Annotated in this window: 26 protein-coding genes; 24 read left to right on the top strand and 2 right to left on the bottom strand. The window is 49.3% G+C overall.

Annotated elements, in window-relative coordinates:
• Window positions 1-5: 5 nt before the first annotated feature.
• The 3 genes from lgt to leuD all read left to right on the top strand — a co-directional run bounded on the left by lgt (window position 6) and on the right by leuD (window position 3,407).
• A complete protein-coding gene (gene lgt, locus JMM79_01815) occupies window positions 6-977 on the top strand; it encodes a prolipoprotein diacylglyceryl transferase (GenBank protein ID QQY08676.1) in 972 nt (323 codons plus the stop codon).
• 414 nt (window positions 978-1,391) lie between these two features.
• Complete coding sequence (leuC, locus tag JMM79_01810) at window positions 1,392-2,795, top strand: 3-isopropylmalate dehydratase large subunit (protein QQY08675.1); 1,404 nt, start codon at window positions 1,392-1,394, stop codon at window positions 2,793-2,795.
• Window positions 2,796-2,810: 15 nt separating this feature from the next.
• The gene (gene leuD, locus JMM79_01805; protein ID QQY08674.1) at window positions 2,811-3,407 is read left to right on the top strand and encodes a 3-isopropylmalate dehydratase small subunit; all 597 of its coding nucleotides are present in this window, start codon (window positions 2,811-2,813) and stop codon (window positions 3,405-3,407) included.
• Between the two features lie 169 nt (window positions 3,408-3,576).
• On the opposite strand, the gene JMM79_01800 is transcribed toward leuD, so the two are convergent.
• Window positions 3,577-5,175 carry a glucose-6-phosphate isomerase gene (locus JMM79_01800; GenBank protein QQY08673.1) on the bottom strand — a complete coding sequence of 533 codons (1,599 nt, stop codon included), beginning with the start codon at window positions 5,173-5,175 and terminating at the stop codon, window positions 3,577-3,579.
• A gap of 84 nt (window positions 5,176-5,259) precedes the next feature.
• On the opposite strand from JMM79_01800, the gene tsaE reads away from it, so the two are divergent.
• Window positions 5,260-5,685 (top strand): tRNA (adenosine(37)-N6)-threonylcarbamoyltransferase complex ATPase subunit type 1 TsaE, encoded by a 426-nt coding sequence (tsaE, locus tag JMM79_01795; protein QQY08672.1) that lies wholly within the window; start codon window positions 5,260-5,262, stop codon window positions 5,683-5,685.
• A gap of 5 nt (window positions 5,686-5,690) precedes the next feature.
• Complete coding sequence (locus JMM79_01790) at window positions 5,691-6,308, top strand: hypothetical protein (GenBank protein ID QQY08671.1); 618 nt, start codon at window positions 5,691-5,693, stop codon at window positions 6,306-6,308.
• A gap of 457 nt (window positions 6,309-6,765) precedes the next feature.
• On the opposite strand, the gene JMM79_01785 is transcribed toward JMM79_01790, so the two are convergent.
• Window positions 6,766-6,981: a hypothetical protein gene (locus JMM79_01785; protein ID QQY08670.1), complete on the bottom strand. Its 216-nt coding sequence runs from the start codon at window positions 6,979-6,981 to the stop codon at window positions 6,766-6,768.
• A gap of 156 nt (window positions 6,982-7,137) precedes the next feature.
• Between JMM79_01785 and JMM79_01780 the strand changes: the two genes are divergently transcribed.
• From JMM79_01780 to rpsH, 19 genes are all read left to right on the top strand, one after another.
• A complete protein-coding gene (locus JMM79_01780; protein ID QQY08669.1) occupies window positions 7,138-7,548 on the top strand; it encodes a 30S ribosomal protein S12 in 411 nt (136 codons plus the stop codon).
• Window positions 7,549-7,558: 10 nt separating this feature from the next.
• Window positions 7,559-8,032: a 30S ribosomal protein S7 gene (gene rpsG / locus JMM79_01775; GenBank protein ID QQY08668.1), complete on the top strand. Its 474-nt coding sequence runs from the start codon at window positions 7,559-7,561 to the stop codon at window positions 8,030-8,032.
• A gap of 74 nt (window positions 8,033-8,106) precedes the next feature.
• The gene (gene fusA / locus JMM79_01770) at window positions 8,107-10,263 is read left to right on the top strand and encodes an elongation factor G (GenBank protein QQY08667.1); all 2,157 of its coding nucleotides are present in this window, start codon (window positions 8,107-8,109) and stop codon (window positions 10,261-10,263) included.
• 11 nt (window positions 10,264-10,274) lie between these two features.
• Window positions 10,275-10,580, top strand: a complete 306-nt coding sequence (gene rpsJ / locus JMM79_01765; GenBank protein ID QQY08751.1) for a 30S ribosomal protein S10 — start codon at window positions 10,275-10,277, stop codon at window positions 10,578-10,580.
• A gap of 8 nt (window positions 10,581-10,588) precedes the next feature.
• Complete coding sequence (gene rplC, locus JMM79_01760) at window positions 10,589-11,248, top strand: 50S ribosomal protein L3 (GenBank protein ID QQY08666.1); 660 nt, start codon at window positions 10,589-10,591, stop codon at window positions 11,246-11,248.
• A 3-nt stretch (window positions 11,249-11,251) separates the two neighbouring features.
• Entirely contained in the window at window positions 11,252-11,872 is a 621-nt protein-coding gene (gene rplD / locus JMM79_01755) for a 50S ribosomal protein L4 (protein ID QQY08665.1), read from the top strand.
• Window positions 11,869-12,159, top strand: coding sequence for a 50S ribosomal protein L23 (rplW, locus tag JMM79_01750; GenBank protein ID QQY08664.1), 291 nt, complete (start codon window positions 11,869-11,871; stop codon window positions 12,157-12,159). Before rplD ends, rplW begins: the two co-directional genes overlap by 4 nt.
• 28 nt (window positions 12,160-12,187) lie before the next feature.
• Window positions 12,188-13,027 (top strand): 50S ribosomal protein L2, encoded by an 840-nt coding sequence (gene rplB, locus JMM79_01745; protein QQY08663.1) that lies wholly within the window; start codon window positions 12,188-12,190, stop codon window positions 13,025-13,027.
• Between the two features lie 57 nt (window positions 13,028-13,084).
• On the top strand, window positions 13,085-13,363 hold the full coding sequence (gene rpsS, locus JMM79_01740) for a 30S ribosomal protein S19 (GenBank protein QQY08662.1): 279 nt from the start codon (window positions 13,085-13,087) through the stop codon (window positions 13,361-13,363).
• A gap of 76 nt (window positions 13,364-13,439) precedes the next feature.
• Window positions 13,440-13,637: a hypothetical protein gene (locus JMM79_01735; GenBank protein QQY08661.1), complete on the top strand. Its 198-nt coding sequence runs from the start codon at window positions 13,440-13,442 to the stop codon at window positions 13,635-13,637.
• Window positions 13,638-13,676: 39 nt separating this feature from the next.
• Window positions 13,677-14,123 (top strand): 50S ribosomal protein L22, encoded by a 447-nt coding sequence (rplV, locus tag JMM79_01730; GenBank protein ID QQY08660.1) that lies wholly within the window; start codon window positions 13,677-13,679, stop codon window positions 14,121-14,123.
• Window positions 14,124-14,127: 4 nt separating this feature from the next.
• Window positions 14,128-14,790: a 30S ribosomal protein S3 gene (rpsC, locus tag JMM79_01725; GenBank protein ID QQY08750.1), complete on the top strand. Its 663-nt coding sequence runs from the start codon at window positions 14,128-14,130 to the stop codon at window positions 14,788-14,790.
• 56 nt (window positions 14,791-14,846) lie between these two features.
• Complete coding sequence (gene rplP / locus JMM79_01720) at window positions 14,847-15,269, top strand: 50S ribosomal protein L16 (GenBank protein QQY08659.1); 423 nt, start codon at window positions 14,847-14,849, stop codon at window positions 15,267-15,269.
• A 51-nt stretch (window positions 15,270-15,320) separates the two neighbouring features.
• Window positions 15,321-15,554, top strand: coding sequence for a 50S ribosomal protein L29 (gene rpmC / locus JMM79_01715; GenBank protein QQY08658.1), 234 nt, complete (start codon window positions 15,321-15,323; stop codon window positions 15,552-15,554).
• A gap of 29 nt (window positions 15,555-15,583) precedes the next feature.
• A complete protein-coding gene (gene rpsQ, locus JMM79_01710) occupies window positions 15,584-15,841 on the top strand; it encodes a 30S ribosomal protein S17 (protein ID QQY08749.1) in 258 nt (85 codons plus the stop codon).
• Window positions 15,842-15,889: 48 nt separating this feature from the next.
• Window positions 15,890-16,252 (top strand): 50S ribosomal protein L14, encoded by a 363-nt coding sequence (gene rplN, locus JMM79_01705; protein QQY08657.1) that lies wholly within the window; start codon window positions 15,890-15,892, stop codon window positions 16,250-16,252.
• Entirely contained in the window at window positions 16,249-16,506 is a 258-nt protein-coding gene (locus JMM79_01700; protein ID QQY08656.1) for a 50S ribosomal protein L24, read from the top strand. Before rplN ends, JMM79_01700 begins: the two co-directional genes overlap by 4 nt.
• Window position 16,507: 1 nt before the next feature.
• Complete coding sequence (gene rplE / locus JMM79_01695; GenBank protein ID QQY08655.1) at window positions 16,508-17,077, top strand: 50S ribosomal protein L5; 570 nt, start codon at window positions 16,508-16,510, stop codon at window positions 17,075-17,077.
• Between the two features lie 39 nt (window positions 17,078-17,116).
• Window positions 17,117-17,515: a 30S ribosomal protein S8 gene (gene rpsH, locus JMM79_01690; protein ID QQY08654.1), complete on the top strand. Its 399-nt coding sequence runs from the start codon at window positions 17,117-17,119 to the stop codon at window positions 17,513-17,515.
• Window positions 17,516-17,594 lie beyond the last annotated feature (79 nt).

Here is a 17,594-nt window from a genome sequence, read left to right as displayed (position 1 = left end):
AAAAAGTGTGGGGCGGTGCAGCTCTTCTTGGTTATTACGTCCATGATCTAAGCCCCTTTCTTGTTTCCTGGCATGGTATTGGGGTCCGTTACTACGGTCTTTCTTACGTGCTGGGGTTTCTCTGTGCGTTTTGGCTCTATCGATGGTTAGCCCGTCACGGATACTCTCCCATGCGGTCCGACCAAATAGGGGAATTCGTCTTTCTATGGTGTGCATTGGGAGTTCTTATTGGAGGACGCCTTGGGTATCTACTCCTCTATGATAGATCCTCCTTTCTCACCGAGCCCTGGATGTTCTTTGCAATTTGGAGAGGTGGTATGGCTAGCCACGGGGGCATAATGGGCGCCGCAGTAGCTATCATTATCTATGCTAGAAGGCGTGGGATGCCCCTTCTCAGCGCAGGTGACAACACGGCGGTAGTGGCTCCAGTGGGGATCTTTTTCGGGCGTTGTGCGAACTTTATCAACGGCGAACTCTTTGGAAAGGCCACGGAAGTCCCCTGGGCGGTCCAATTTCCCAACGAACTCCTGCGCTACAATAACCCACAGAAAATTCATTCAATTCTTGTGCAAGCTTCTCAGATCCGACCGGATTTTTCTTCCTTGGATACCCTTATCTCCAATATTCCTGCCTCATCGGAATTACGCTACCTGCTGGGCCAAATCCTAACTCCCAGACATCCATCTCAATTATACGAAGCACTACTGGAGGGGGCGGTGCTTTTTATGATTCTGTGGCTATTGCGTACCCGTTTCCAGCTTCCCAATGGTCTGCTGACAGGCTTATTCTTCCTATTTTACGCATGCTTCCGCTTTCTAGCGGAAGCCTTTCGTGAGCCCGACGCGCCGCTTATTGTGGGGATTTCACGCGGACAATTTTTTTCCCTTTTTTTTATCCCCCTTGGAATCGTTTCTAGCCTAGTGGCAATTTCTACACAACACCATCCTTCCTTTTTTCACAAAAAACCCCGATCGTAAGTGGGATGTACACCATAGAAGGGGCAGGCCTGTATTTTCCGGAAGAAGAGGCAGGGTAACACGATAATCTTTATGAGTCTAGGAAGTTGGCGACTTCCATAAGCACTGTCCGAGCAGGCAGGAGGTTCTGTAACTTCCGAATCTTCTTCAGATGGGGGGGGACTCCTAAGGGGACTACAAGGGGGAGAGGCACACAACGTTGGCTAGCGTTCCGATAGGCCGCAATATAGCTTTTAGATCTCCAAAATAGATCGTCGAAACACCTCATCTTATCTAGCAGCATTAAGTCAGGCGACCAGGTTTTCCTGCTCTGTTGGAGGCTACGTTGTTGGGCTTTGGAGGATCGTTTATAGAATTAGTCATCAGTTCGCTTGCATAGCGTGAAAATGGAGATTAGTTATCCTTCATTGCCTGATGAAAAAGACCCTGTTAGACAAGGTATGGGAGGCTTATTCCGTTCGCCAGTTACCAAACGGGCAGACACAGATCTTTATTGGTACTCATCTTATCCATGAGGTAACAAGCCCTCAGGCGTTTGGGATGCTACGGGATCTTGGGTTGAAGGTGCTTTATCCAGAACGCACGTTTGCAACTGTAGATCATATCATTCCCACTACCGTAGCGCGCTTTCCTGATCCTCTAGCAGAAGAGATGATTCGTGCTCTGAGAGCGAACTGCGCTGAGTTTGGGATCCAGTTTTTTGACATCTCGACTGGGCATCAAGGCATCGTGCATGTCATTGGCCCCGAAGAAGGTATCACCCAACCTGGTATTACCATTGCTTGTGGCGATTCTCATACCTCCACCCATGGAGCATTTGGGGCGATTGCCTTCGGCATTGGGACTAGTCAAGTGCGGGATATCTTGGCCACGCAGACCATTGCCTTGCGCAAGCCTAGAGTACGCCGTGTTAATGTAGAGGGTAAATTGGCCGCCGGAGTTTATGCTAAAGATGTGATTCTCCATATTATCCGCAAGTTAGGCGTCAACGGAGGCATCGGTTTTGCATACGAGTATGGCGGCAGCACTTTTGACCTCTTCAACCAAGAGGAGCGGATGACCATATGTAACATGTCTATTGAGGGTGGGGCACGGGTTGGTTATGTCAATCCGGACATCACTACATTCTCCTACCTAAAAGGGAGACCATATGCCCCCTCACTACGGCAGTGGAACGCTGCAGTGAGGCAATGGGGATCATTTGCTTCGGACCCAGACGCTAGCTATGATGACATAGTTACCTTTCAAGCGGAAGAAGTGCTCCCGACGGTAACGTGGGGAATTCATCCCGGACAGTCCATTTCTATCGAAGAAAAAGTTCCCGCTCCGGAGGAATTATCCACCAAAGATCGCGCTGCTGCTCGGGAAGCGTTGCAACACATGCAGTTGAAAGCCGGACTACCTATTAAAGGTACCAAGGTGGATGTTGCCTTCATAGGTAGCTGTACCAACGGAAGGCTGACGGACCTTCAGGAGGTAGCACGTCACCTTAAGGGGCATAGAGTGAAACTGGGGGTTAAGGCCATCGTTGTTCCTGGCTCACAGGGCGTGGCGGCAGCAGCCGAAGAACTGGGTGTAGCAGAAATATTTCGAGAGGCCGGATTCGAATGGCGGGGAGCTGGGTGTTCTATGTGTTTGGCAATGAACCCTGATAAGCTTTCTGGTAGCCAGCTTTGTGCAAGTTCCAGCAATCGCAACTTTAAAGGTCGACAAGGTAGCCCAAACGGAAGAACGGTGCTAATGAGTCCGCTTATGGTGGCAGCTGCCGCCATAAGGGGCGAGATTAGTGATGCTCGCGAGATCTTTTCAATTCAGTAAGGGGATTAGCTTGCCATGACTCTACGGAGGATCCTCACTGTAACCGGAAAAGCAGTCAGTATCCCTAGCAACGATGTGGATACAGATCGCATCATCCCGGCGCGTTTTTTAAAGTGCGTAACTTTTGATGGATTGGGACGGTACGCATTTTATGATGAAAGATTCGACGAGGATGGCACTGAGAAGCCTCACCCACTTAATGACCCAAAGTATAAGGGTTCTAGCATTCTCATTAGTGGTTCCAACTTTGGTTGTGGGAGCTCTAGGGAGCATGCCCCGCAGGCCCTCTACCGTCGTGGGTTTCGGGCGATTTTAGCAGAGAGTTACGCAGAAATTTTCTTTGGTAATGCGGTCATGTTGGGTATGCCATGCCTCTCCTTGCCGGTAGAAGCGCTTAGAGTACTGACTGAGCTTGCAGCGAACAATCCACCACCTGAACTTGTTGTTAACATCGCTTCTGGTAGGGTGACTGCAGGGCCTCTGGCTTTTCATGGGAACCTTCCTGGGTATGCACGGGAGGCCTTCCTCCAAGGCAAGTGGGATCCTATTGTTGATCTTCTAGAAGGTATTCCGCTGATCCGAAAGATTGCCGCAAAGGTCAGCCATTTTTAGCCTGGAAACCGGGGCCAGAGTGTGATGCATGGGGTGCCAGGGGTGGGTTTTTCCTTCTTTCTAGGTTTTTCTAAGACAAGTCGCCTTGCACCGTCCGGTAGATCCTGCAGGTCGGAGACCTCTCATCGGTCGGAGTATGGTCCGAGGCGTAGCTCTTGATAATGCCCCCTTAGGTAGATAGACCTCTCCATGAGAAGCGATCATCCGATGGCCGTTGACCCAGAAAGTGGGAGATATTTGCAGATTGGTTAGCTGCTAGATGTTGGAGAATATGAAAAGTTTCTTCTGCATCTCCTCCTATGTGCTGAGCAATTTCTTCAGCGTTTATGGGGGGTCCAGAATTGGTTTGAAGGAATTTAAGGACTTTTTTCTGCAACTCGAGAATGTGAGATGCTACTTGCTTTCCAGCCTCAACACCAGGCTGGTGGTAGGCGTTAATGTGAGTTAAGAAACCGTAGAAGCCCACTGCGCGCTCATAGAGAGCAATCAGGGCGCCGAGGGAAGAGGCATTGAGTTGATTGACGCTAATCGTGAGGGAATCCCGTCCCTTTTCGCAGAGTGCAGTACGAGTTCCCCGAAAAAAACCTTGTAAGTAGTCGCCACTAGTAACGCCAGGTTCGACTTCTATCTCTTGGAAAGCAGCTGCTTGTCGAACCTCGATAAAAGTGACAAAAAAATTGTCTACTCCGTCCATAAGTTGCTGAACATAGGCATGCTGATCCGTAGAACCTTTATTTCCATAAACAGAAATACCTTGGTGAACGAGCCTACCGTCAAGATCTCGTTCTTTCCCTAAAGATTCCATGATCAGTTGCTGAAGATACCGACTTAATAAGAGCAGGCAGTCTTTGTAAGGTAAGATGACCATGTCCCTCTTCCCCCTGCTTTCCCTCGCATAGTACCACATCAGCGCTAAGAGTAGCGCCGCATTTTTTCGCAGATCCGAATGACGTGTTCTCATATCCATAGCCCTAGCGCCCATTAGAAAGGAGGTAACATCTAACCCTTGAAGAGATATGGGGACTAGTCCTCCTGCACTCATAACGGAAGTACGTCCACCTACCCAACTATATATGGGAAAACGTCTCAGCCAACCTTCTACTCCAGCCATGGAATCTAGCGTGCTGCCAGTTTCAGTAACTGCCACAAGGTGCTTAGTAAAAGCAGAAATACCGGCTTCCCTGAAGGCATGTTGGACTGTCAGCAATCCGTTTCTTGGTTCTTTGGTACTCCCGGATTTTGAGATCACTACAACAAGAGTGGAATCCAATTTACCAGAGAGCCTTGTAAGTACTCTCGAAAAACCGTCTGGATCCGTGTTATCCAAAAAATGGATCGACAGGGGATCTTGTGCATTCCCTAAGGCGTCGGACACAAGTTGTGGACCAAGGGCGGAACCCCCGATACCAATAGAAAGTACATCCGTAAACCTTTTTCCGGTGACACCGCGTATAGCTCCTAGGTGAACATCGGCTGAAAATTTCAGGACAGCCTCCAGGGCGTCGGTAATACCCATACATAACTCTGTAGTAGGGGCAAGGCTGGGATCTCTTAGCCAGTAATGGCCCACCATGCGGTTCTCGTCTTGGTTGGCGATATTCCCCTTCTCTAATTCTGCCATAGACAAAAGAGCCCGCGTTGCGCGGCCTTGCATACTGGGCAAAAAGTCCTCCGAGAAGCCCATGCGGCTGATATCCAAGGAAAAACCTGAATCTTCATAACGTAAGAAGTATTCCTGGAATCTAGTCCAAGAAGACATGGTGCTCATAGCAGCATAGAAAAATGGAAGAAAGTTGGAATTTGTAAACCAAAACCGTTGACATAAAGATGTGCCTCTCAGCAAATGTAATACATGGAAAGGGAATTCTTTACTCTATCTGAAATAGAAACTCAAATGGTAGGTGAAGTATTTGCGGCAGGGCTTTCTACCAGCGATGTGCTCTGCCTAGAGGGACCGATGGGAGCTGGGAAAACCCAGTTTGTTAAGGGGTTAGCGCGTGGGCTGGGATTTTTTGGAGCGGTGACAAGCCCGACCTTTCCCTTAGTTCACGAGTATTATGAAGGTGATCGTCTCTCCTTGGTCCACTTTGACTTCTTTCGCCTAGATTGTGAGAAAGCAGTAGAGGAACTGGGATTCGACGATTACCTGCATCAGGCCACACTTGCTATCGAATGGGGAGATAAATTCCATGAACTCTTACCTTCTGGTACACACACTGTCCTGTTCAGGATCTTAAAAAGCGGAGAGCGACATATAGCCTTCTCGCATATATTTTGAGAGTATTGGCTATAGAGGCTTCGGCTCATCTGGGGAGCGTGGCCATCCGACGGGGAGACAAGCTCTTAGTGGAGCGCTTTGCGCAGCCCAGAGGCGGGGAGGGGGCCCTGTGTCGTGCTCTTGAAAAGGTAATAATAGGGAGAGAAGGGCGTGTGCACCGTATTGCTGTTGGGATTGGGCCAGGTGCCTATAATGGGATTCGAGCTGCTATCTCCTTGGCCACGGGCCTGAAAATTGCCTGGAGGGTCCCTTTATGTGGTATTCCCTCTGTTCTTGGCGTAGAATCCCCTGCGGAGCGCTATGCAGTCGTTGGAGATGCGCGGGGAGGATCGTTGTTCTTCGGCACTGTCTCTGGGCAATGTCTAGAAAATCTTCAGCTCTTGTCTCATACGGAGTTTCAAAAAAGACTCTTCGTTTGGAGGCAGACTTGTAGGGATCCTGTCTACACCGTTTCTCCGGTTCCAGCATTTCCAAAACTATGTGTACTTCCTCCTAATGCTGGGAAATTGGCTTTTCTTGCAAAAGAATACCCAACCTCGGAGCAGGGGCTTTCCCCTCTTTACTTAAAGCCTCCGCACACCACTCAGTCTGCTTCTCAATTTACCTTTTCAACTGGGCAATAATCAGCTTGATAAGTCACTTGTTCTCCAATGAATGACAATCGCCTATCCTCCTCCTTAAGCGGAATGAAACTCTTCCCGACTCGAGTGTGAGCGCCAAATAAGAATCCTCGCACCTATACAGTGGCTATATAGTGGAAATGTGGCGGATCTTCTCCTGCTCAAAAACAAAAAAAAAGGAAATATGCGACGAGGTGGTGCTTTCTTTCCGCTAGAATAGGTAATTTCGCCCCCCTTCCCTGTGTCTGTGTGAGGCGATTACTGCAACTAGACAGGCGCTCTGCAGAAAGCATGTAGAAAAAGTCCATGGGCACAGAATACCTACAGGGCACCATATCGGTGCATGGGATCCTTACGGAGAGATTTTTTAGAAGGCATTTTTAGATCAAGATTAGGAGCGCTTGATCCGGACCTATTTTGTCAAGGGTTTTTAGTGCAGGGGTAACCTCCAAAAGCCTTCTTACACGGTTTTTCCACAGCCTTTAACCAACAAGAGTGCAATTGGTTTAGGGGTGGAGGGGGAGTCGGAAGGAGATGGAGTGATCCCGCACACTGGGCAATCGGGATCTACATCTGGAAAAAAGAAAAAAAGCAAGTTGGCTCTAGCGCAAAAAATGATGTCTCCAGGACAGAGTTCTCTCAAAAGTCGCACTGAGCTAACATCTACTTGGCTCATAAAATAACGAAATGCTAAGAATTTACTTGCGCCGATCTCCAAGACGAGTAGCCTCTCCCTCTCTGCATGGGCCCTCACAAGAGGGGGGAGACTAACCCTACGCACTAGGGAGTGGGTTTTGACTGTTTTTTCCCAAGGGGATTCCTTTCGCAACCGATGCCAACAACTAACCAGCTCGTCCGTAGTGGACGAAGTAGAGCCACTGTAAAGTCGAAATCGCCTGCGCTTGCCAGATGTCCTCAGCGCCGTGGAGTCTGTCTCCAAGTTATGACGCGTACGCCGAAGAAGCCGAACTCCGCGCTGCGAAAGGTAGCTAAGGTACGCTTGACCAATAGCCAGGAAATAATTGCGTATATTCCTGGTGAGGGACACAACTTGCAGGAACACTCTATCGTTTTGATACGTGGAGGCCGTGTAAAGGACCTTCCTGGCGTACGTTATCACATTGTGCGCGGCGCACTGGATACCCTTGGGGTAGAGGGTCGTCGCCGCAGCCGCTCAAAGTACGGCTCAAAGCAGCCAAAACCTGGAGCGGAAAAGGAAACTCAGGGAGGCAAGAAAAGGTAGAGAATTAATTATGTCAAGGAGGCATAGAGTTCTTCATAAGAAGTCCAAGCACGACGCGCGATACGCTAGTCCATTGGTCGCTCGTCTGGTTAACACTGTCATGCGTTGTGGAAAGAAGTCAGTTGCAGAGTGTATTGTTTACACCGCTATTGAGCAATCACGCGAAGGTAGCGATTCCGTTGATCCTTTAGAGACTTTTAACAGGGCAGTTGATAATGTAAAACCCCGTCTAGAGGTAAAATCTCGCCGTATGGGTGGCGCTACTTATCAGGTGCCGGTTGAGGTAAATCCTAATCGGCAGGTTGCTCTTGCTATTCGGTGGATCGTTACGCTTGCAAGCAAGCGGAAGGGCCTTTCGATGGTGCGGGCGCTTGCTCACGAATTAAAGGATGCTGCGGCAGGGCAAGGTGGAGCTGTTAAAAGGCGGGATGACATGCATAAAATGGCCCAGGCCAACCGTGCATTCGCACACTTTCGCTGGTAAGCGGGAAGGCCAAACAAGGCTAAATCAACGAGGTAAGAAGATCCAATTCCACCGCTTTGCGTTGCTATAGAGAGATGGCCCACCTTAATTTACAGACCCGTGCGTTTCCGTTAGAACACACACGAAACATCGGCATTGCTGCGCATATTGATGCTGGAAAAACTACCCTCACTGAGCGCATCCTCTTCTACACTGGCATGATTCACAGGCTTGGTGAAGTTCATGAAGGAACCACAGTTACTGATTGGATGGAGCAGGAACGTGAGCGAGGCATTACCATCACCTCAGCGGCTACTACCTGTACATGGGATCAACATAAGGAGGAAGGGGTTTGCAAATTGTTCGAGGGACAAAAGCAGCGCATCAATATCATTGATACTCCGGGTCACGTCGACTTTACAGCAGAAGTGGAACGGTCCCTACGGGTATTAGATGGAGCTGTTGCTGTCTTTTGTGGGGTTGCTGGGGTACAACCGCAGTCCGAGACCGTTTGGAGGCAGGCCACAAAATACAGTGTTCCTAGGGTCGCCTTTGTCAATAAAATGGATCGCACAGGGGCTGACTTTGATATGGCCGTTTGGAGTATGCGTACTAAACTGAACGCTAATGCGTGGCCGGTCTTGATCCCGATGGGAAGGGAAGGTGAGCTGCGCGGCCAGCTTGACGTGGTCAATAGGAAAGCGGTCCTTTACTTAGAGGATAATGGTCTAGGTTCTACATACAAGATTGTTGAGGTCCCAGAGGGATGGCGAGAAACTTCTGAGAGGGCATATCGTGATCTCTTCGAGCAAATAGTGGACCTAGACGACGAGCTCGGCATGCTCTTCCTGGAAGAAAGGGCTATTTCTGTACGAGATCTGAAAGCTGCCATCCGTCGTCAGACTATTGCGAACCGCTTCGTACCTGTGGTGGGAGGGTCTGCCTTCAAAAACAAAGGTGTTCAATGCTTGATTGACGCAATAGTGGACTATCTCCCGAGTCCGCTAGACATTCCGCCCGTGCGAGGCCAAGATCCAGACAGTGGCTCTGTTACGCTGGTAACTGCGGATGATAGCAGCCATTTTTGCTCGCTAGCTTTTAAACTCTGGGCCGATCCCTTCGTGGGAAAGTTAGTGTTTTTCCGCGTCTACTCTGGAAAATTAAGCAAGGGTGACGTTGTGTATAACCCGAGGACCAAAAAGCGTGAGCGTATCAGTCGGCTTATTCAAATTCAGGCAGATAAACGTGAAGACATAGATACCTGTTGTTCCGGGGACATTGCTGCTATTGTCGGTATCAGAAATATTACCACTGGTGACACGCTTTGTGACGAGGAGTATCCTATTTTACTTGAGCCGCCATCTTTTCCTGATCCTGTTATCTCTATGGCTATTGAGCCAAAGACCAAACAAGATCAGGAAAAGATGGCTATCGCTCTCCAGCGTCTTTCGGAAGAAGATCCAACCTTCCGAGTCTGTACTAACACAGAAACGGGCCAGACAATTATTGAGGGGATGGGGGAGTTACATCTCGAGATCATCCGAGATCGGATGCTGCGGGAATTTAAGGTAGGTGCCAATGCAGGCAGACCTCAGATTGCCTATAAGGAAAGCGTTTCCAAGTCAGCCAGCGGGGAGGGTAGGCTCGTCAAACAATCCGGTGGGCGTGGCCAATACGGGCACGTCATCATTGGAGTGCGTCCCAACGATCGCGGCAAGGGTATTACAATTGAAAATAAAGTTGTGGGTGGGACTATCCCGAAGGATTTTGCCCAAGCGGTTATTAAAGGCCTCCATGAGGGTCTGCTCAACGGGGTTTTAGGAGGATATCCGGTCATTGACATACACATTGATGTTGTGGACGGCTCTTATCACGAGGTAGACTCCAGCGAGGTTGCATTCAAGATAGCTGCTATTTTTGCCATTAAGGATGGCCTGAAGAAGGCGGCTCCAATTCTACTCGAGCCTATCATGAGGGTAGAAAACATAACCCCGGAGGAATTTCAAGGGGACATTATGGGGGATCTTAATCGTCGTCGCGCGCGTATTGTAGGTATTGATGGGAGGGGGGGCTTTGGCAGCACCATTAATGCGGAGGTTCCTCTAGCAGAAATGTTTGGGTACGCTACCGCAATCCGTTCACTCTCAAAGGGTCGATCTTCCTACTCTATGCAGCCGTCACACTTTGAACAAGTACCACAACAGGTGCTTGGTCTAATACTAGAGCAGCAGAAAATTAATGGAGAAGGCTGATGCCTACAGCAATGAAGCAAAAAATTCGGATCCGTCTCAAAGGGTATGACTTTCGCGTCCTTGATGCCTCTGCTGCAGAGATTGTTGAGACAGCGCGCCGTACAGGCTCCAAGGTTAGTGGACCAATCCCCTTACCAACCGAAATCGAGCGTTTTACTGTCAACCGCTCGCCCCACGTGGATAAAAAATCGATGGACCAATTTGAGATTCGGACACACAAACGCCTTCTAGACATCGTGGAACCAACCGCAAAAACCGTTGACGAACTGCGCAAGCTCAATTTACCAGCTGGCGTGGACATTAACATTAAAATCTAGCCCATAAGGTGACTGTTGGACTTATAGGAAAAAAGAAAGGGATGACCCGCTTGTACGACGACAGGGGTTGTGCTACTCCTGTGACTGTCATCGAGGCAGGAGGAAACTGGGTGCTGCAGGTAAAAACCTTGGAGAAGGATGGTTACACTGCTTTTCAAGTAGGCTTTGACGACCAGAAAAAACAACGGGTGACCCAAGCGCAGCTCGGCCATTTTTCTAAGAGTGCTTCTGCACCCAAAAGGACGATTCGAGAATTTCGAACGAATCTGGGGGAAATTGCTCCGTCACTCGGCAGTTTGCCGGTGACCCATTTCCAGGTGGATCAGTTTGTGGACATTGTTGGGCAAAGCAAGGGGAAAGGATTTCAGGGGGTTGTCAAGCGGCATGGTTTTTCCGGACAGCCGGCCAGTCATGGATCCATGATGCATCGTAGGAGTGGTGCTATTGGGAACCGTTCTACTCCAGGTCGAGTGTGGAAGAACATTGGTATGCCCGGCCATATGGGCAGCAAGCGTACTACTGTGCAAAACTTGAGAGTTATCCAGGTGCGAGAGAAAGATGGGGTAATCTTAGTTCGAGGAGCTATACCAGGCCCAATAGGGGGTTATATTCTCATTCTTCCTTCCAAGAAGAAGGGGGGCAGCGTTCGTTATTTTTCCAACGGATAGATTATGGGTGCAGCTATACTGACAACGCAGGAAGCTGAGGAAGCAAAGGTCACATTGGTCACCGCCAGTGCGAAGGGCATGCAGGCTGTGTATGAGACGGTAGTTGCTCTTCGCGCAAATTCCCGTAGTGGTAGTGCCAACACTAAATCAAAGGGCGATGTGTCACTGTCTGGTACAAAGTCCTGGCGACAAAAAGGGACAGGACGCGCGAGGACGGGATATAGGTCCTCCCCTATCTGGAGAGGGGGAGGGGTGGTTTTTGGCCCCAAACCACGCAGCTTCTTAAAGAAGATCCCTAAGCGGACCAAGCGCCTCGCCCTACGTAAGGCTTTTAGTGTTCGCCTTCTAGAAGGCGATGTGCTTATTGTGGATTCTTTCCAGGTGGCAGAGCCAAAAACGAAGCAGTTTCTTGCTCTGCTTAGGGAGAGTGTTTCCCAAACGCATGCGAAGGTGCTTATTATTGATGCCATGTTTAATACGATAACTGTAAGGGCAGCACGTAACGTCCAGGAGGCGCTTCTGATTCTTGCCAGGGAAGTTCACACTGCCCACTTGCTGTCCTTTGATAAAATCCTACTTACCAGGGCGGCCCTAAATGTTATTGCTACCAGGCTCTCCAAATGAAAGAGGCCAAAAACCCAGTTCGTGGCGTGCTTTTTACAGAAAAAGCAACCCTTCTGTCCGGCAAATTGAACCAGTATACCTTTCGCGTTGTACCATCCGCCAACAAAATTCAGATTAGGCGTGCCCTCGAACGGGTTTTTAGCAAAAAGGTGCTAGCCATTAATACGGCGCGTTGTTCTGGGAAGAAAAAACGTAACCATCGAACTAACAAGTTTGGCCGAAAGGCGAACTGGAAAAAGGCCATAGTCACGCTAAGCGGTGTGGAGAAACTTGACTTTGCAAGCTAGGATGTAGCCTAAAAATGTTTCTTAAGTTATGGCTCTAAAAACTTTCCCCCCCCTTACCCCGTCTTTGCGTTTTAAAGTACTTCCCAAATTTGATGAGATTACTAAGGTCTGGCCTGAGAAGTCCCTGACTCTTCCTCTAAAGAAGACTGGCGGTCGTAACAATCGTGGCAGGCTAACCAGCCGTCACCGTGGCGGTGGACACAAAAAGAGGCTTCGAATTGTCGACTTTAGGCGTCGCAAGCTGGGAGTGGAGGCCATTGTACTGGCGATTGAATACGACCCTAACCGTAGCGCCCGCATTGCCCTTCTAGAGTATGCAGATAAGGAAAAAGCTTACATCTTGGCTCCGATGGCTCTTCGAGTGGGGCAGCAGGTGGTGGCAGGAGTCAGAGGAGATCCAGCTGTTGGCAACGCGTTACCTCTTAGATCTATTCCTCTGGGGACTCCCATCCACAATATTGAGTTAGTCCCAGGACGTGGCGCCAAACTCGTACGAAGTGCTGGGGTACAAGCTTTTCTAGCCAATCGGGAGGGAGGAGCTGCGTTCGTCAAACTTGCCTCTGGTGAGACACGAAGCATCAGTGAAGAGTGTTTTGCGACAATCGGACGGGTAGGTAATGTCGACCATATGAGTGTCTCTAGTGGAAAAGCTGGGCGGAGTCGCTGGTTGGGGCGTAGACCGCACGTGCGTGGTGTGGCTATGAATCCAGTAGATCACCCAATGGGAGGAGGGCAAGGTAAGAGCAAAGGTGGAGGAGGGCGTCATCACCCCGTCAGTCCGTGGGGCCAGCTTGCCAAGGGGTTTAAGACAAGGCGCAAGCATAAGCCTTCCGGTCGTTTTATTGTGCAAGAAAAGACAAGACGATAGTAGCTTCAGTGGATAGTAGTAGAAGCAGCAGATAAACAGAGAAAAAAATTGCCTCCCATGGGTAGATCATTAAAGAAAGGGCCGTTTGTTGAATGGAAGCTTCTTGAAAAGATCGACGATCTGAACAGCAGTGGGACGAGGAAAACTATTAAGACATGGTCCAGAAAGTCCACTATAACCCCTGACTTTGTCGGGCATACCTTCGGCGTCCACAATGGAAAGATCTTTGTTCCGGTATTTGTTACCGAAAATATGGTTGGCCACAAGCTGGGTGAGTTTTCCCCCACCAGGCTTTTTAAGAAACATGGCTCACACACTGCTAAAGCAACCAAATAGTCCAGAAATAAGCCGGCTATTGGGTTGGGTTCCAAACGACAGCTTTACGAACTGCTTTATGGCAACGAGACTCTAGATGCAGAGAAAGGGGTCTGCGAAGGTCTGTTATGCTAGCCAGCAACTTCTGCTAGCTAGCACTTCTCTTACAGCCCCTTATGAAGAAGGTCAGGCTGATTGTATGATCTGTACTATCGATATTCCCGATATTCCCATGAAAAGGGTTGTCCAGGGTCGGCGAATCTTGTTCACTATTGCCAACTCTGGCAGTTTATAGCTACAAGGAACAAGGTGGTCGGCAAGAAATTAAAATAAAATGCAGGTGCGAGCAGTATACAAGTATGCGCGGGTCTCAGCCTTCAAGGCACGTAAGGTAGCTCGTTCCGTCTGTGGGCTGTCTGCGCTTGAGGCCATAGACATTCTGCGGCTGGGTGCTCTTTCCAAGAAAGCTGCTCCGTTAATTCTTAGGACCCTGAAGAGCGCGATTGCAAACGCCGAAAGCAACAGTGGTAATGCGCGTACAAACCTTCTTGTGATTAAAGAGGCTACAGTAGGAGAGGGGCCCACCTTCAAGAGGTTTCGGCCAAAGGCGCGCGGTAGCGCCGGTCCAATTCGAAAGCGCACCAGTCATATTACCATTGTTCTGACTGACGCAATTAAGCCGGAACGAGATGAGCAAGGGAAAAATTCTGGTTCGATTGCCGAAAAGTTACCTGAGGGCAATCGGAGTACAAGTGCTCCAAAAGATGAGCGTAGGGTTTGATCCAATGGGACAAAAGATTCATCCAAAGCTCTTCCGGCTACCCCTTACGCGAGATTGGGCCTCGCGCTGGTTTGCCTCTAAGAAGGACTATGCAGATTCCCTATTAGGGGATGAAAGAATTCGTCGATACTTGAAAAGAAAGCTAAAAGGGGCTGCAGTTTCCAGAAGCATCGTTGAGCGAGCTTGGAATAGCCTGCGAGTTACGATCCATACAGCACGTCCTGGGGTAGTGATTGGACGTAGGGGGGCCGAGATCGAGAAAATGACCCAAGAAATCTCGGATATGGCGAAGGGTAAGCAGGTAAAGATCGATATTGTAGAGGTCAAGCGCCCCGACTTGGATGCGCAGCTCATAGCGGAAAATATTGCCTCTCAGCTGGAACGCCGTATTTCCTTCCGTCGTGCCATGAAAAAATCGGTTCAAACTACCATGGATGCGGGGGCTCTCGGAATCAAAGTGCGATGTGCAGGACGCCTGGGGGGGGCAGAAATTGCTAGAACAGAATGGACACGAGTCGGAATGGTGCCGCTTCATACTTTGCGCGTTCCTATCGGTTATGGATTTAGTGAAGCCAATACAACAGCTGGTAAGATCGGCGTCAAAGTATGGCTTTGCAGAAAGGAAGAAAAACCCGAGGAGGAAGTGACTAAGGGTGCCCCTCGCTAGTGTGAATCAGAGCTTGTAGGAACTTAATTCCAAGAGGGGACTTTTTCTATTTTTCTATGCCACTGGTGCCAAAACGGGTAAAGTACAGAAAGGTTCAACGGGGGAGCCGAGCAGGGATGGGGTCACGTAATTTGAAGATCAGTTTCGGGGAATTTGGGTTACAGACTCTGGAGCGGGCCTGGATCACGAACATTCAGGCCGAGGCTGCTCGTGTCGCGATGACGCGGCATATGAAGAGGAAGGGGAAACTCTGGATTCGTTTTTTTCCGGATAAGTCCGTTACGGCCCGTCCTCCAGAAACCAGAATGGGGAAAGGAAAGGGCCAGCCCACGTATTGGGTGGCCGTTGTGCGGCCGGGTAACATTCTTTTTGAACTGGATGGCGTATCAGAATCCATCGCCAGGGAGTCCTTACGCCTTGCAGCCAATAAATTGCCAGTCCGTACTCGCCTTGTTGTTCGCCACCATGCAGTGAACTGACACTGCGTTGCCAGGAAAGTGCAGCAGATAGCAGGCTCCAAGAGAATCAATATGAAAAATGTTCTGAGAAAGCAGTTATTTAGCTTAACTCTCGATGACCTCCGTGCACGTGAGAGGGAGCTACGGGAAACAATCTTTAAATTCCGTCTCCAGCAGCAAAGTGGACGATTGGACAAGCCTAGCATGCTTCGAACTCTTCGCCGCCACATTGCTCGCATCCGAACCATTATGAACGAAAAGATTAAGGGCACAAATAACAGCGTTAATGTTGCCTTATTAAAATGACTACCTACAATGCTGGAGCAGACATCAATATGGCTTCCCCGCCGAGGCCCACCGCGCGTAAAGTGCGCATTGGGAAGGTGGTTTCAGACAAAATGGACAAAACGATAGTTGTCAGTGTTGTGTCTAGGGTTGCCCACCCCCGTTTTGGGAAAATTGTTAAGCAGGTGAAAAAAGTTTACGCACACGATGAAAAGAATGAGGCCAAAGTGGGAAACTATGTCAGCGTCGTGGAAATACGGCCATTAAGCAGTCTCAAGCGTTGGCGATTGTTAGCAATACGTAAATAGGCGTTAGGTTACGAAGCGACAAGGGTTTAGCGGCGTAAAATCCGATCCATGATTCAGGTAAGAAGTATTCTAAATGTTGCTGATAACACCGGCGCGCACAAGGCCAGCATGATTGGTGTTATCGGGAAAGCAACACGCGTTGCTAGAGTGGGTGATACCGTTCGAATGAATATTAAAGAAGCTAACGCCGGTGGGTCTGTAAGAAAGGGTGAAGTTGTGCTTGGGGTAGTTGTCCGTACCAAGTACCGCACCAAGCGAGAGGACGGTTCCTTTCTGCGATTTGATACGAATGCCGTTGTAATCATCGATAAAGATGGAAATCCGCGCGGTACTCGCATTTTTGGTCCTGTGGCACGCGAGCTACGAGAAAAATTTATGAAAATTATTTCTCTCGCGCCTGAAGTTTTATGATACGCAGGAGCCTTTCCATTTGTCGGGGTGATACGGTCAAAATAATCTCTGGAAACTATCGTGGCGCCCAGGGGAGGGTGCTTCGGGTTCTAAGGAAAAGGTCCAGAGCTATTGTGGAGGGGGTGCATCTTGTCAAGAAGCACCAGCGTAAGAGCCAAGAATATCCAAATGGTGCCATTATTGAGAAGGAGGGACCTATTCATATTTCTAACCTCCAGCTCATAGAAAAAGGGAGGGGAGAAAGGGGAAATTAAGATGCAAGCTAGGCTACAAGAAGAGTATAGAAGGCGCATAGTTCCGCTTCTCCTCGAAAGGCACAAGTATGGAAATACCCACCAGGTTCCAAGAATCGAGAAGGTAGTGATCAACACCTGTGTGGCCTCAGCCTCCGATATAAAGGGAGCTCTAGAAGTTGCTCGGGCTGATCTCAGCCTAATCACTGGGCAGAGACCTGTAGTAACTCTTTCCAAGAAAAATATCTCTAACTTCAAACTGCGCAAAAACCAAGAAATTGGCTCCAAGGTAACGCTCCGTGGGCGTGTTATGTACGAATTCCTGGAACGTTTTATCTTCGCCGCTTTGCCGAGAATACGCGACTTCCGTGGGGTGTCTGCCAAGGCTTTTGACGGCCGCGGGAATTACACAATAGGAGTCAGTGACCAGTCGATCTTCCCCGAGGTTGAGCTTGATAAAGTCAAGCACACTGTTGGTTTTGACATTACCATCGTGACTACTGCCGGTACTGATGAAGAGGCAAAATCACTCCTCACCGAAATTGGCATGCCGTTTTCGGATAGAGCTAGGGGGCCTACGCCTACCGCCTAGATTTCGTTCGTTGTCCTAACCTAATTCACTTTTCTATCCATGAGTACCTTAACTGATCCCATAGCCGACCTCCTGACTAGGCTACGCAACACCTTACGCTCCCGCAGGAGTGAATTCGTTGTCCCCTATTCAAAACTGAAGAGCGAGATTCTACACCTCCTTAAGAGAGAGGGATATATAGAAAGCATCGAGCTGGATTATACTGGGAAACACCCGACCTTGAAAGTGCATGCTAAATATGTGAATAGGGAGGCCGCTATTGCCGGTGTGCGAAGAATTAGTCGGCCTGGACTCCGGAAATATGTGGGTTCCAAAGAGATCCCTCGTGTATTGGGGGGAATGGGCATCGGGTTGCTTTCGACACGGTTAGGCATCCTAACTGATCAAGAAGCACGGCATCGTAATGTTGGCGGGGAAATACTTGCTCATGTCTGGTAGACCTTATACTAGCCGGTAGTAAGCAGGGTCATCTAAATTTTAAAAGTTGAGTTTCCTCAACAGAGGAGTTAACCCCCAT

It is taken from the genome of Candidatus Xiphinematobacter sp., from assembly GCA_016766635.1.
GTDB lineage: Bacteria > Verrucomicrobiota > Verrucomicrobiia > Chthoniobacterales > Xiphinematobacteraceae > Xiphinematobacter.
This window is presented reverse-complemented; position numbering and strand designations above follow the sequence as displayed.

Coding starts and splice junctions, on each gene's coding strand:
- tsaE (QQY08672.1), top strand. CDS start 5,260: ATGGAAAGGGAATTCTTTACTCTATCTGAAATAGAAACTCAAATGGTA.
- JMM79_01700 (QQY08656.1), top strand. CDS start 16,249: ATGATACGCAGGAGCCTTTCCATTTGTCGGGGTGATACGGTCAAAATA.
- leuC (QQY08675.1), top strand. CDS start 1,392: ATGAAAAAGACCCTGTTAGACAAGGTATGGGAGGCTTATTCCGTTCGC.
- rplV (QQY08660.1), top strand. CDS start 13,677: ATGCAGGTGCGAGCAGTATACAAGTATGCGCGGGTCTCAGCCTTCAAG.
- JMM79_01785 (QQY08670.1), bottom strand. CDS start 6,981: ATGAGCCAAGTAGATGTTAGCTCAGTGCGACTTTTGAGAGAACTCTGT.
- rpsQ (QQY08749.1), top strand. CDS start 15,584: ATGGCTTCCCCGCCGAGGCCCACCGCGCGTAAAGTGCGCATTGGGAAG.
- JMM79_01780 (QQY08669.1), top strand. CDS start 7,138: ATGCCAACAACTAACCAGCTCGTCCGTAGTGGACGAAGTAGAGCCACT.
- rpsH (QQY08654.1), top strand. CDS start 17,117: ATGAGTACCTTAACTGATCCCATAGCCGACCTCCTGACTAGGCTACGC.
- rplE (QQY08655.1), top strand. CDS start 16,508: ATGCAAGCTAGGCTACAAGAAGAGTATAGAAGGCGCATAGTTCCGCTT.
- leuD (QQY08674.1), top strand. CDS start 2,811: ATGACTCTACGGAGGATCCTCACTGTAACCGGAAAAGCAGTCAGTATC.
- rplN (QQY08657.1), top strand. CDS start 15,890: ATGATTCAGGTAAGAAGTATTCTAAATGTTGCTGATAACACCGGCGCG.
- rplB (QQY08663.1), top strand. CDS start 12,188: ATGGCTCTAAAAACTTTCCCCCCCCTTACCCCGTCTTTGCGTTTTAAA.
- rplD (QQY08665.1), top strand. CDS start 11,252: ATGGGTGCAGCTATACTGACAACGCAGGAAGCTGAGGAAGCAAAGGTC.
- rpsC (QQY08750.1), top strand. CDS start 14,128: ATGGGACAAAAGATTCATCCAAAGCTCTTCCGGCTACCCCTTACGCGA.
- rpsS (QQY08662.1), top strand. CDS start 13,085: ATGGGTAGATCATTAAAGAAAGGGCCGTTTGTTGAATGGAAGCTTCTT.
- JMM79_01800 (QQY08673.1), bottom strand. CDS start 5,175: ATGAGCACCATGTCTTCTTGGACTAGATTCCAGGAATACTTCTTACGT.
- rpsG (QQY08668.1), top strand. CDS start 7,559: ATGTCAAGGAGGCATAGAGTTCTTCATAAGAAGTCCAAGCACGACGCG.
- rplW (QQY08664.1), top strand. CDS start 11,869: ATGAAAGAGGCCAAAAACCCAGTTCGTGGCGTGCTTTTTACAGAAAAA.
- rpmC (QQY08658.1), top strand. CDS start 15,321: ATGAAAAATGTTCTGAGAAAGCAGTTATTTAGCTTAACTCTCGATGAC.
- JMM79_01735 (QQY08661.1), top strand. CDS start 13,440: ATGCAGAGAAAGGGGTCTGCGAAGGTCTGTTATGCTAGCCAGCAACTT.
- rplP (QQY08659.1), top strand. CDS start 14,847: ATGCCACTGGTGCCAAAACGGGTAAAGTACAGAAAGGTTCAACGGGGG.
- rpsJ (QQY08751.1), top strand. CDS start 10,275: ATGAAGCAAAAAATTCGGATCCGTCTCAAAGGGTATGACTTTCGCGTC.
- fusA (QQY08667.1), top strand. CDS start 8,107: ATGGCCCACCTTAATTTACAGACCCGTGCGTTTCCGTTAGAACACACA.